This is a genomic window from Sinomicrobium pectinilyticum (assembly GCF_003725735.1).
GTDB classification, from domain to species: Bacteria; Bacteroidota; Bacteroidia; order Flavobacteriales; family Flavobacteriaceae; genus Sinomicrobium; species Sinomicrobium pectinilyticum.
In genome coordinates this window covers 16159-28965 of record NZ_RJTM01000179.1, presented here as the reverse complement: position 1 = coordinate 28965, position 12807 = coordinate 16159, and the positions used below count along the sequence as shown (strand labels likewise).

The following is a 12807-nucleotide window of genomic DNA, read 5'->3' as shown; positions in this document are numbered from 1 at the left end:
AAGCGGGGGCAAAGATAAAACCTCTTTCCCCAATCCCACAAACAAAAAATGAAGTTTTTTTGATATTCTTATCTCCACCCTGAATATGAAACAATTAGAAATTACATTTCTGTTTTTTTGGGGTACATTCATCCTTATATTAAACACCCGGTCCCCTTCCTAACCTCAAAAACAGCTATAAAAAGATCATATTTTTACTTTCCTATATATACCTTACTTCCTTTTTTTATCCCCACAATTTTTATATATCTTTGTAACAAGAACTTTAGGGGTGCTTTACACTCCACACCGCAGATGATAAACGGGCGTGGAATAAGGCTGAGAAATACCCTCGGAACCTGATCCGGATAATACCGGCGAAGGGAAAAGGCGAATATTGTACTTTCTGAAAAGAGAAATCCGCTGCCCGGATTTTGTTTTCACATATTCTTACCTATAAGCATTTCCTATTGTTCCTGAAACTTTAAATCAAAAAGTATGGAAACAATAACGGTAAATGTAAACGACAAAGCTGTTTCTTTAGCTTCGCAAAGTACTATTACAGACCTCATCCAGCACATGGCCATTCCGCCACAGGGTATTGCCATTGCTCTCAGTTCGTCTTCAGAAGAAGAATTTTTCAGAGAAATCATTCCGCAAAAGCAATGGACAACCTACATATTGTCCGACAAACAAGATATCCTCATCATCAAAGCCACCCAGGGAGGATAGTTTTATCATCATTTCTCTTTATTCCGTATAACTTAAAAACTTTCCAATGAAAAAAGACAAAACACCGGGCAAACAAATCATCACCAGGACCCCTTTGCCCAACTCCAGAAAAGTATATGTCCCCGGGACCTTATATCCCGACATCCGTGTCCCGATGCGTGAAATAACATTGAGCGACTCCAAAAACTCTCTTACCGGGGCAACGGAAACGAATCCGCCTGTAACCGTATATGATACCAGCGGGCCCTTTACCGACCCTTCCATGACTATCGATGTGGAAAAAGGTATCCCCCCGGTCCGCAGTCAATGGATCGCCTCCCGGAACGACGTAGAGCAATTGCCCGAGTTCAGTTCGGCATATTCCAATAAAAGACTGTATAATACGGATCTTGATATTCTCCGTTTTAAGCATATCCGGAAACCACTGCGTGCCAGGCCGGGGCAGAATGTAACCCAGATGCACTATGCCAAAAAGGGAATCATTACCCCGGAAATGGAATTCATAGCCATACGGGAAAACCAGAAATTACAGGAAATACATCAACTATCTCAACAACATCCGGGAAACAGCTGGGGAGCTGCAATCCCGAAAGTGATCACTCCGGAATTTGTTAGGGATGAAGTAGCCAAAGGACGGGCTGTTATCCCCAGTAACATCAATCATCCGGAAAGCGAACCTATGATCATAGGACGTAATTTCCTCGTTAAAATAAATGCCAACATCGGTAATTCCGCCGTCACCTCCAATATAGAAGAGGAAGTAGAAAAAGCCGTATGGGCATGCCGTTGGGGTGCCGATACCATTATGGATCTTTCTACCGGGAAGAACATACATGAAACCCGCGAATGGATCCTCCGCAATTCCCCTGTCCCCATAGGTACTGTTCCTATCTACCAGGCCCTGGAAAAAGTCAACGGAATTGCCGAAGACCTTAGCTGGGATATTTTCCGCGACACCCTTATAGAGCAGGCCGAACAGGGAGTTGATTATTTTACGATTCACGCCGGAGTATTGCTACGCTACATTCCAATGACTGCCAAACGGGTAACCGGCATAGTCTCCAGGGGAGGTTCTATTATGGCAAAATGGTGCCTTGCACATCATAAGGAAAGCTTCTTATATACGCATTTCGAGGAAATATGTGAGATCATGAAAGCATACGACGTGTCTTTCTCCCTTGGGGACGGCCTTCGTCCCGGAAGCCTTGCGGATGCCAACGACGAAGCCCAGTTTGCCGAACTGGAAACTTTGGGAGAGTTAACCAAAACAGCGTGGAAACACGATGTTCAGACCATTATCGAAGGACCGGGACATGTACCTATGCATATGATAAAGGAGAATATGGATAAACAACTCAGCACCTGCGGGGAAGCGCCCTTTTACACGCTCGGGCCACTGACTACCGATATTGCTCCGGGATATGACCACATCACCTCCGGTATTGGTGCTGCCATGATCGGTTGGTACGGCACGGCAATGCTGTGTTATGTTACGCCGAAAGAGCACCTGGGACTTCCCAATAAAGAAGACGTAAAAACCGGGGTTATCACCTATAAGATTGCTGCACATGCTGCAGACCTGGCCAAAGGCCATCCCGGAGCGCAATACAGGGATGATGCCTTGAGCAAAGCGAGATTCGAGTTCCGCTGGGAAGACCAGTTCAACCTTTCCCTCGATCCCGATACGGCCCGTGAGTTCCATGACGAGACCCTGCCGGCCGAAGGTGCTAAAGTCGCCCATTTCTGTTCCATGTGCGGCCCGAAATTCTGTTCGATGAAAATATCCCAGGAGATACGCGACCTGGAGGAGCAGAAAATCACGGAAGGCATGAAAGAAAAAGCCAGGGAATTCACAGAAAAAGGAAGTGAAATATACTTATAACCGACATATTATCAAATCTATGACCGGACCTATTGTAATAACCCGACCGGATAATGATTTCGATGACCTACCGGATATCGTCCGCTTGTTTCAGACGGGGATGCCCCTACTCCACCTTCGGAAACCCGGAATGAGCCGGACAGAGGCGGTCAGGTTCCTCAAGGCCCTTCCGGATATATATCATCCGAAAATCGTGCTGCACGGGCACTATGACCTCGCTGATGATTATCACCTGAAGGGGATACATCTTCCTGAAAGGATCCGCGAAAGCAGTAAGGAGGATATTGAAATATTACCGGGCAGGTACCAGGATAAGGGATTCTCCGTAAGTACGTCTTTTCATTCTTTGGAAACTTTGAGATCCTACGGAGACCATCTCTTTGATTATGCTTTTCTGGGCCCTGTTTTTGACAGCATTTCCAAGGCGGGGTACAAAGGGCGCCGTTTTGATATATCCGGGGAAAATATTTCATTTCCGGTCATCGCCCTGGGGGGTATTACTCCAGGGAACATTTCCGGCGTATTAAAAACCGGTTTTTCCGGAGCTGCCGTTCTGGGATATATATGGAATGCCAAAGACCCGGCAAAGGCTTTTTCCAGCTTTCCTGAAACAGTACTGGATATCATTAATATTAAGAATGTAAAATCCGTAAAGCCATGATAAAACCCTATATACTTACTATTGCAGGACATGATCCCTCTGGCGGTGCAGGGATAACGGCCGATATCGATACCATCCGGCAACTGGGGGGTAAAGGACTGAGTGTTTGTACGGCACTAACGATACAGGACGATCTTACATTCAAAAAATGTATATGGACCGATGCGGGAATCATTTTGGAACAACTGGAAATCCTTATGGACAGGTACCCCGTACAAATCGCAAAAATCGGTATCGTGGAAACCACAGAGGTGCTTCATCAAATTCTAAACTTCCTGAAATACAAAAATCCGGCTATTCGTATTATCTGGGACCCGGTGGTAAAATCCGGCAGCGGCTATACGTTTCACGATAGCATAAAGCTGACGGAATTATATAAACTCCTGGAGCAATGTTACCTCATCACCCCGAACTATGACGAGATCAAAATCCTTTCGGGAGGCCGGAATATCGCGGAGACCATTACCGAAATATCTTCCCGTTGCCATCTTTTCCTGAAGGGAGGACACCGGGATGACCGCAGGGGGACTGATATCCTGTACAGAAAAAACCTCCTTCCTCTGGAATTTCCACCACGTGAAATTCTCAACATCGACCGGCATGGAAGCGGATGTGTGCTTTCTACGGCCATAGCCACTTATCTGGAGCAGGGATATTCTCCGGAAAAATCATGCGAACTGGCTAAAGAATATACCTATCGTTTTCTTCTGGACGGTTTACGGAAGGTAAAAACGGAAAAACTGTCTTTGCAATACATTTCCCAGGGACAAAATCCGGAAGAGCACCTGGAGCATATACACAATGTTTGTATATCCGGCGGTAAATGGGTGCAGCTTCGAATGAAAAATTATCCGGAGAGGGAGATCTTAAAAACGGCCTTTCATGCCCTGGACATATGCAGGCAATATGGTGCCAGGTTACTTATTGATGACAGTGTATCTGTTGCTAAAGCAACGGGAGCGGACGGTGTCCATTTAGGAAAAAACGATCTGCCGCCGGGAGAAGCCCGAAAAATCCTCGGCCCCGGCTTTACCATCGGGGGCACGGCAAACACTATGGAAGATATAGAAGAACTGGCCCGTGAAAATGTAAATTATATCGGGCTCGGCCCTTTTCGGTTCACTACCACAAAGACGAACCTCAGTCCAGTGCTGGGAATCCAAGGGTATTCCCGCATTATGGAAAAAGTAAAGCAAAAGAAAATAGATATTCCCATTGTAGCCATAGGCGGAATCACCGGCGAAGATATTCTACCCATCCTGGAAACAGGGATCACCGGAGTAGCTGTTTCCGGTCTTTTAACACAAAAACATAGTGAAAATAATAGCATTGAGCTGGAAAAGACTATTGCTACCATACAGGAGTATTTCCAAAAAACAACGGACAGGACCAGAACGGTTCCTGTCAAAAGATAATGATTTTATGAAAGATACCTTAATTATAGCAGAAAGAGAATTCACATCCCGTCTTTTTATAGGTACAGGTAAATTCAGTTCCGTAGGCCTGATGAAAAAAGCAGTCATGGCTTCGGAAAGCGAACTCGCCACGGTAGCCCTGAAAAGGGTAAACCCGGAAGACAAATCGGAAGATATACATACTTCTCTCCTGGATACAGGAATAAACCTGCTACCTAACACTTCGGGAGTACGAACAGCCAAAGAAGCGGTATTTGCAGCCCAACTGGCAAGGGAAGCCCTGGAAACCAACTGGGTTAAACTGGAAATCCATCCGGACCCGAAATACCTGTTGCCGGACCCGATAGAAACCCTGCTGGCGGCAGAAGAACTGGTCAAAAAAGGTTTTGTGGTCATGCCCTATATCCATGCCGATCCTGTATTGTGCAAACGCCTGGAGGAAGTGGGTGTACAGTGTGTTATGCCGTTGGGAGCTCCCATAGGCAGTAATAAGGGACTGAAAACCCTGGATTTCCTGGAAATCATCATTGGACAGAGCAATGTTCCCGTCATTGTAGATGCGGGGATAGGAAGCCCTTCTCATGCCGCTGCCGCCATGGAAACCGGGGCAGATGCCGTACTGGTCAATACTGCCATTGCAGTTGCGGGAGATCCCGTAGCTATGGCCCGTGCTTTTAAACTGGCCATTCAGGCGGGAAGAAGTGCTTATCATGCCCGTTTGGCGCCGGTAAAACCGGGAGCGGAAGCGAGTAGCCCATTGACCTCCTTTCTTAGCGGATCATTGTAAATTCCAAGAAGTAAAATAAAATGTCTGTAACATCTCAACATAGCAAAAACAGGGTACCATCCGGAAACAAAACGGGAAGGGACCTTTTTTACGAAGTATTCCGAGAATATGCATGGAAGGATATAGAAGAGGAAATATATGCGAAAACCGCATCGGATGTCCGAAGGGCCCTGCAAAATACCAAACGAAACCTGGAAGACTTCAAGGCCCTTATTTCTCCGGCTGCCAGACCTTTCCTGGAACAAATGGCCGGGAAAAGCATGCAAATCACACAACGCCGTTTCGGAAAAGTGATACAGATGTACGCTCCCATGTACCTGTCTAACGAATGCCAGAATATTTGTACTTACTGCGGATTCAGCCTCACCAACAAAATACCGCGGAGGACCCTTACCGATGAAGAAATCCTCCGGGAAGCTGATTTCCTGAAGAACAAAGGATATGACCATATATTACTTGTTACCGGGGAAGCGAACAGCACTGTAGGAGTACCTTATCTGAAAAATGCCATACGGCTGATCCGCCCTTACTTTTCCAATATCAGTATTGAAGTACAGCCGCTGGATACGGATGAATATCGCGAATTGATAGAAGAAGGGCTTTATGCCGTACTGGTCTACCAGGAAACATACCACGAAGAATGTTATAAAATCCATCATCCGAAAGGAAAAAAATCGAATTTCAAATATCGCCTGGACACTCCTGACCGCCTGGGAGAAGCCGGTATACACAAAACCGGGCTCGGAGCCCTTTTCGGGCTGAAAGACTGGAGAACGGACAGTTTTTTTACTGCACTTCACCTCAAATACCTGCAAAAAAAATATTGGAAAACGAGATATTCCATATCCTTTCCCCGGTTACGGCCCCATTCGGGAGGGCTGGAGCCTAAAGTCGTTATGACAGACTCCGACCTTGCACAGCTTATTTTTGCTTACAGGATACTCGATGAAGATGTGGAACTTTCTCTTTCTACAAGGGAAAACATGAATTTCCGGAATAACATTATCAGGCTGGGAATAAATTCCATCAGTGCGGAATCCAAAACCAATCCCGGAGGGTATGTGGTAGACCCACAATCGCTGGAGCAATTTGAAATTTCAGATGAGAGAAGTACGGAAGAGATCACTGACATGGTGCATGACCAGGGATATGAAGTAGTGTGGAAAGACTGGGAAAAAGGATATTAATATATACCAATATCCTCTTTACTATATTGAATTATGTAAATTTGTAAATATCGACAGAGTTTATGTTTTCCACAGCCGAAAAAGAACAATATCACAGACAACTCCTCCTGAAGGAAATCGGGGAAGAAGGACAGTCCGGATTAAAAAAATCACGTGTCCTGGTAATCGGTGCCGGCGGATTGGGTTCGGCAATACTCCCCTATCTCACTGCGGCGGGTATAGGACATATAGGCATTATAGACCACGATACGGTAGACCTGTCCAACCTCCATCGCCAGGTATTGTTTGAGGTAAAGGATGTCGGACAAAATAAAGCTGCTATTGCCGCGGAGAAATTATCCGCATTAAACCCTCATATCCGGATTACCCCTTATCCGACAGCACTCACCAAAGAAAATGCACTGGAATTATTTTCTTCTCATGACATTATTGTAGACGGATCGGACAACTTTCCGACCCGTTACCTTGTCAATGATGCTGCCGTGATATGTGGCAAACCCGTAGTTTTCGGTTCTATATTTAAGTTTGAGGGGCAGGTATCGGTATTCAATTACGAGGATGGGCCCACATACCGGTGTCTTTTTCCCGACCCGCCACTTCCGGGCACCTCCCCGAACTGTTCGGAAATAGGTGTTCTCGGTGTTTTACCCGGTATTGTAGGTACTATGCAGGCCAACGAAGTCATAAAAATCATCTGCGGTATCGGAGAAGTGCTAAGCGGAAAATTATTTACTATTGATTGCCTGACCATGCAAACCCAGGTACTCCGGTTCCGGAAAAATGTTTTTGAAGTTCCCGAAGGACTCAACAATGTGGAATATGCCTGTATTAACGAAAGTGGCATTGTGTCGGAAGTCACGATCGGGGATGTTATAAAAAAAATGCCGGAAAACCTCGTCTTAGTTGATGTCCGGACAAAAGAGGAACGGGAAGTATCGAACATCAGTACCCTTTTCCCCGGGTATGCCGATCTGCATATCCCGCTGAACGAATTAGCACAGAGACACCCGAATATTCCCGGCAATAAACATATTATATTTTATTGCCAAAGCGGCGTCCGAAGCTTGCAGGCCGCACAATGGTACTCGGGTGAGTACCCTTCGGAGGTGGTTTCGAGCCTTTACGGAGGACTTAATGTGCTGTCGAATTCCATAAACTGAAACAAATAACTATTTTTGCGGAGGAAAATACAAACGCAAAATAGATGGACTACTTTTCTTCCGATTTTAAACTGGGGATACTCGGCGGCGGGCAACTTGGTAAAATGTTGTTATATGAAACCCGCAAATACGATATATTCACCCGGGTGATGGACCCCGGAGAAGATGCACCCTGCCGGATTGCCTGCAATGAATTTGTTAAAGGTGACCTGATGGACTTTGACGCCGTATACCGGTTCGGAAAAAAAGTAGACGTATTGACTTTCGAAATTGAAAATGTAAATGTTTCTGCTCTCGAAAGACTGGAAAAAGAAGGAGTAAAAGTTTATCCTTCACCGGCTACCTTAAAAACTATTCAGAACAAAGCGAAACAGAAGCTGTTCTATGTGGACCATAATATCCCGACAGCTCCTTTTACCAGGTTTGCATATACCAGTGAAATCCTTACCTCCCTGAAAAACGAAAGTATCCGTTTTCCTTTTGTCTGGAAAAGTGCACAGTTCGGTTATGACGGGAGAGGCGTAAAAGTCATCCGCACCTATTCCGACCTGGATGACCTCCCTAATGTGGAATGCATTACGGAAGAAATGATCCCCTTTAAAAACGAACTTGCCGTTATTGTCTGCCGAAGTACAGAAGGACAAGTGACTACCTATCCGGTAGTGGAAATGGAATTTCACCCCACAGCGAACCAGGTGGAATATGTCGTATGTCCGGCAAGGATAGATGCGAAAGTAGCAGAAAAGGCACAACTGGTGGCCCTGAGGGTTTCCGAGGCCTACAAACATGTAGGTCTTTTGGCTGTGGAGATGTTCCAGACGCAAAACAATGATATACTGGTCAACGAGGTTGCTCCACGTCCGCATAATAGCGGGCATTACAGTATTGAAGCCAGTTATACCAACCAGTTTGAACAGCATCTAAGAGCCATTTTAGGGTTACCGTTAGGCAGTACGACCAGTAAAGTAGGTGGTATTATGGTAAACCTTACCGGAGAGGAAGGATATACGGGAAAAGTAAAATACCGGAATATGGAAGATATCATGAAGTTGGATGGTGTTACTCCGCATATCTACGGCAAAAAAGAAACCAGACCTTTCCGGAAAATGGGGCATGTTACCATAGTGAACAAAGACATTGACAAAGCCCGGGAAATTGCCGAAAAAGTAAAGAATACCATCAAAGTGGTTAGTTAAAATCGCTTTGCAATATTTTAAACACAATGCAACGGGGAACCTCTGTCACCGGATTTTTCCCCGCAATACAAAAAATAAAAAACAGATCGGATGAGCAAAGTAGCCGTTATTATGGGAAGCACGAGCGACCTGCCCGTTATGCAGGACGCCATAGATATTTTAAAAGGTTTTGATATTGAAGTGGAAGTAGATATTGTTTCCGCTCACAGAACCCCGGAAAAAATGTTCGAATTCGGGAAAAAGGCCCATGAAAGAGGTATTTCCGTAATTATAGCGGGGGCCGGCGGGGCTGCTCATCTCCCCGGAATGGTCGCCTCACTCTCTCCCCTGCCTGTTATCGGAGTACCCGTAAAAAGCAGCAATTCTATCGACGGGTGGGATTCCGTACTCTCGATCCTTCAGATGCCCGGAGGGGTTCCTGTTGCCACTGTAGCGTTGAACGGGGCAAAAAATGCGGGAATACTGGCCGCGCAGATCATAGGAAGCAGTGACAAATGTGTTCTTGACAAAATACTGATCTATAAAGAGGGGTTAAAGAGCAAGGTTATCGAAGGGGCCAGGAATGTTAAACAGTAAGAAAAACAAAAAGGCATCTTTGAAATGATCCTTTTTTGTTTGCCCTGTTCAAAAACTATAATATCGCATTAGATATTTTCTTCGCTTTCTTTTTCCTGGCTATGGAAGATCGGTAATACCGGTACAGAAAATCATAACACACCATTTCGTGCATACGGTTTTTAGATTTGAACAAGCGGTTCATGAGCATATGAATGTAGCTCCCCATAAGATCATTCAGCGGTACATCCAGTGTCTCTTCCTTCCGGTGCTTTAATATTTCCCGGACTATGGGGGCAATACGCTTATTCTTTTCTTCAAGTATTTCCAGTATCGGGGCATAATCCGGATTATCCTCTTCCCGGAATACCATAAACCGATCAATTTTTTCCCTTTGCTGGCGATATTTACCGTCCAGCTGTTTTTTCAAAGGTCTTCCCATTCCGAATTCCTCACCAAAACCTGTTTTCAGTCTTTCCATTAAATGGAGTTTTTCCTCTTCGGAATACATAAAACTATCCAGAAGGGAATCCATGGCACGCAGGGAAAAGAGCCATCGTAACTCCTCCCCTTCGTCTCCTTCTATCATATTGAGAAACTCCACTATCATTTCACTGTCATGAAAAAACAGGGATTCTGCCAGCTCTATAGTATTATTCCCGTAACGTTCCAATTCCCGTTTGTAGGTATCTGCCTGGATTTTCCACACAAGGTCTTTATCGATAAAGTCCCGGAACAAAGGCAGCAGGCTGTTGATTATTACGGCGATATTCTCGGGGGTGCTATAGTGAAAACGAACCCTCAGGTGATGCTTGGGGTCGGAATAGCGGATGAAAAACCATTTATCTATAATTCCTTCCTTTACAAGTTTACCGGCAACAGGCCGGATTACCTCGGTAAGGACGACATCGGAAGTCTTGGGCCCGGTATATATTTTATAAAACAGCCAGCTATCGCCGAGAATAAAATTGCGTTGTGTATGTTTACTGTCCATTTTTCAATCTTTCATTATTGTAAAAGGAAAGTACCACCTGATTGGCATAGTGGTGTTTTTTTCCGTCTTTTACCTTCCCTTCTTTGGCAAAGAAAAATTCTGTCAGTTTAAAGCCTGTCCTTTTCCTGACCGTATCCAGCAGCATCCGGACCGAAGTGAGGTTATTAAAATTAATCAATAATTCATTATCGCCATCCGTAAGCATGGCGTATTGCGGAATTTTTCTTTCTTTACAGAGTTCTCTGGTCGCCTTCCTCAGTCTCTCGTTATCCTTTTCCTGTTTTTTAAGAGGCTCTATATCTTCTTTTTTAAGGTTCCAGGTAGCTTCGGAGAGGATCAGGTTCTTATATTCCACACGTGGAATAAAGGCATATTCGCCCGCAAAGGGTCCCAGGTGAAAGCCTACACCGGACCGTAATCCCTGGGTCTGCATATCACATAAAAAATGATAAATAGGCAGGGAATTGGCCCCATAATTATGGGCATTTGTAAGGTGTGGCACTACCTCTTTTCCGAGTTTTTCCGATCTCAATCGTACTTTCCTTCCGAATTTTACGGAAATACGAAGATCCTCTATAGACAATTGTCCTTCTTCGGGTAGTAAGGATTTGGCAAGATAAGGGATTTCATACCTTCTGAATGCCGGACGCATTAATATATTACCTACTCTCGATTCGGGTAAATGTACCACTTCGGCAAGTATCCTGTCCCCGTTTATACTGGTTTCCGTATCTATGATTTGCTGTGTATATGCATTCAGCTTTTCGTCACCATGACAAAAGCGTCCCAGTAAATTAGCCGCACTGGAACCACCAGCTCCGCTAAAACGGATCTTTTCTTTACCCTTCTCTTCGACAACCTCAATCATGGTGGAGATAGTATCCGGCAAATCCTGCCAGTTTTCCTCAAAGTCCCTGAAATCTTCGTCCTGCAGCGTAATACGGTATTCTCCCCGTCCTATGGCATATACCAGTTTCTTTTGCAATATACTGAGCACACTACTCCAGCGAACTTCCGACACTTCATGTCCGGTTTTCTTGCCGGGAATGATAAGGTCATCTACCAACGGATTGACATCTCCCGCTCCCTGATCCTGCTTATAACCGATCCCCATTTCCACATCCAATGCTTTTGACAAAGGCACTTCCCGCTCTTCGAACCGCTCATAGAAGGCTGTCCTGAACTTATCGAGCAAAGTATCTTTCGGAGGGAGCGTTATTTTATTGAGAAATGTTATTCCCCTTTTCACCGTGTCCACTACCGATCTGTCCAGCATATTCTTATCCGCTCCAAGGGTCATATCGGTCTGAAACAGGTATTTCAGCTCGAAGCCGGTTCCGAGTTGTTTCAGAAATTCACTGAGTTCCAGATACTGTTCGGGAGGGTTTCCTATCTTTTTGTCAAGTTCTTTGATACGGGAATCGACCTCATCCAATATACCCAGTAAACTTTCCGTGCCTTTGAGTTTTTGAAGCACACTTTTTATCTGTTCCGCAAATTCCGGACCGGAGACAGAAGGCTCCAGTTCACTTATCAAAAGCTGGCTTTCCACCAGTTCTTCCACAAAACCGGCGGCTTCTTCATAGCCAATTTCCTCATCCACAAGAGTCCGGGCAAGGTCTTTCAGTAAAGCTCCCTTCGCTGCCTTTTCAAGTACGCCGGAGAGATATTCCGAATTATCAACTGCCACAATATGATGATGCCTTTTACTGTTCACATACTTGTATTCTATGTAACGCAACTGATCTCCTGCACGATAAATACTGGAATTGGGATAGAACAGCAACTGCTCACGGATATTACTGTTTTTGACGAGATCCTGTGACAGGGCCACCAGGTAATTCATATCCAGCCTTGTATGTCTTTGGTTGTTATCCGCCCCCTGCAGTTCTATTGTTGTTTTTTCGCCCAGCCCGCCTACATTGCACCCGGCAAAAAGGCCAAAAGGTGTACAGCGCGAAGACATACGGGAAAGGTATTTGAGAAAGGAATATTTTAGCTTGTCTGTCTTTTTCCGGTCCCTGATCTCTGCTTCTTCCCATCGGCATAACTCTTCATAAAGTGGTGGGGATGCCAGAAAAACAGCCTCGCGTATCACCGTATCTTTGAATAACTCCTTTAATTTTTGTTCGGAAATGCTTTCTTCCGCGGTAAGATCTCTATAAAAATCGAAAGGTAATAACGGCGTTCGCAATACAAAACTGGGAAAATGCTGGTATGGGTTATTGTTCATTGTTCAGATTTTGGACTTGGATTGTA

At 45.0% G+C, this 12807-nt stretch carries 11 protein-coding genes and 1 riboswitch; of the genes, 9 read left to right on the top strand and 2 right to left on the bottom strand.

Annotation, left to right across the window (positions count from 1 at the left end):
- Window positions 1–257: 257 nt before the first annotated feature.
- A riboswitch (TPP riboswitch) is annotated at window positions 258–382 on the top strand.
- 95 nt (window positions 383–477) lie between these two features.
- From thiS to purE, 9 genes are all read left to right on the top strand, one after another.
- The gene (thiS, locus tag ED312_RS22255; protein WP_123218221.1) at window positions 478–711 is read left to right on the top strand and encodes a sulfur carrier protein ThiS; all 234 of its coding nucleotides are present in this window, start codon (window positions 478–480) and stop codon (window positions 709–711) included.
- 46 nt (window positions 712–757) lie between these two features.
- Complete coding sequence (thiC, locus tag ED312_RS22250) at window positions 758–2593, top strand: phosphomethylpyrimidine synthase ThiC (RefSeq protein ID WP_123218220.1); 1836 nt, start codon at window positions 758–760, stop codon at window positions 2591–2593.
- 19 nt (window positions 2594–2612) lie between these two features.
- Window positions 2613–3254: a thiamine phosphate synthase gene (locus ED312_RS22245; RefSeq protein ID WP_148044352.1), complete on the top strand. Its 642-nt coding sequence runs from the start codon at window positions 2613–2615 to the stop codon at window positions 3252–3254.
- Window positions 3251–4669 (top strand): thiamine phosphate synthase, encoded by a 1419-nt coding sequence (locus ED312_RS22240; RefSeq protein ID WP_123218218.1) that lies wholly within the window; start codon window positions 3251–3253, stop codon window positions 4667–4669. The genes ED312_RS22245 and ED312_RS22240 overlap by 4 nt, the downstream gene beginning before the upstream one ends.
- A 7-nt stretch (window positions 4670–4676) precedes the next feature.
- Window positions 4677–5456 (top strand): thiazole synthase, encoded by a 780-nt coding sequence (locus tag ED312_RS22235; protein ID WP_123218217.1) that lies wholly within the window; start codon window positions 4677–4679, stop codon window positions 5454–5456.
- Between the two features lie 20 nt (window positions 5457–5476).
- Complete coding sequence (gene thiH / locus ED312_RS22230) at window positions 5477–6643, top strand: 2-iminoacetate synthase ThiH (protein WP_123218216.1); 1167 nt, start codon at window positions 5477–5479, stop codon at window positions 6641–6643.
- 62 nt (window positions 6644–6705) lie between these two features.
- Entirely contained in the window at window positions 6706–7803 is a 1098-nt protein-coding gene (gene moeB / locus ED312_RS22225; protein WP_123218215.1) for a HesA/MoeB/ThiF family protein, read from the top strand.
- 44 nt (window positions 7804–7847) lie between these two features.
- A complete protein-coding gene (locus ED312_RS22220) occupies window positions 7848–8999 on the top strand; it encodes a 5-(carboxyamino)imidazole ribonucleotide synthase (RefSeq protein ID WP_123218214.1) in 1152 nt (383 codons plus the stop codon).
- Between the two features lie 90 nt (window positions 9000–9089).
- Window positions 9090–9575 carry a 5-(carboxyamino)imidazole ribonucleotide mutase gene (purE, locus tag ED312_RS22215; protein WP_123218213.1) on the top strand — a complete coding sequence of 162 codons (486 nt, stop codon included), beginning with the start codon at window positions 9090–9092 and terminating at the stop codon, window positions 9573–9575.
- Between the two features lie 55 nt (window positions 9576–9630).
- Here purE and ED312_RS22210 read toward each other — a convergent pair whose 3' ends face one another.
- Together ED312_RS22210 and ED312_RS22205 are read right to left on the bottom strand one after the other, a co-directional pair.
- Window positions 9631–10548 (bottom strand): thiopeptide-type bacteriocin biosynthesis protein, encoded by a 918-nt coding sequence (locus ED312_RS22210; RefSeq protein WP_123218212.1) that lies wholly within the window; start codon window positions 10546–10548, stop codon window positions 9631–9633.
- Window positions 10538–12781, bottom strand: a complete 2244-nt coding sequence (locus tag ED312_RS22205; RefSeq protein ID WP_123218211.1) for a lantibiotic dehydratase family protein — start codon at window positions 12779–12781, stop codon at window positions 10538–10540. Before ED312_RS22205 ends, ED312_RS22210 begins: the two co-directional genes overlap by 11 nt.
- Window positions 12782–12807: the final 26 nt, after the last annotated feature.

Coding starts and splice junctions, on each gene's coding strand:
- thiS (WP_123218221.1), top strand. CDS start 478: ATGGAAACAATAACGGTAAATGTAAACGACAAAGCTGTTTCTTTAGCT.
- thiC (WP_123218220.1), top strand. CDS start 758: ATGAAAAAAGACAAAACACCGGGCAAACAAATCATCACCAGGACCCCT.
- ED312_RS22245 (WP_148044352.1), top strand. CDS start 2,613: ATGACCGGACCTATTGTAATAACCCGACCGGATAATGATTTCGATGAC.
- ED312_RS22240 (WP_123218218.1), top strand. CDS start 3,251: ATGATAAAACCCTATATACTTACTATTGCAGGACATGATCCCTCTGGC.
- ED312_RS22235 (WP_123218217.1), top strand. CDS start 4,677: ATGAAAGATACCTTAATTATAGCAGAAAGAGAATTCACATCCCGTCTT.
- thiH (WP_123218216.1), top strand. CDS start 5,477: ATGTCTGTAACATCTCAACATAGCAAAAACAGGGTACCATCCGGAAAC.
- moeB (WP_123218215.1), top strand. CDS start 6,706: ATGTTTTCCACAGCCGAAAAAGAACAATATCACAGACAACTCCTCCTG.
- ED312_RS22220 (WP_123218214.1), top strand. CDS start 7,848: ATGGACTACTTTTCTTCCGATTTTAAACTGGGGATACTCGGCGGCGGG.
- purE (WP_123218213.1), top strand. CDS start 9,090: ATGAGCAAAGTAGCCGTTATTATGGGAAGCACGAGCGACCTGCCCGTT.
- ED312_RS22210 (WP_123218212.1), bottom strand. CDS start 10,548: ATGGACAGTAAACATACACAACGCAATTTTATTCTCGGCGATAGCTGG.
- ED312_RS22205 (WP_123218211.1), bottom strand. CDS start 12,781: ATGAACAATAACCCATACCAGCATTTTCCCAGTTTTGTATTGCGAACG.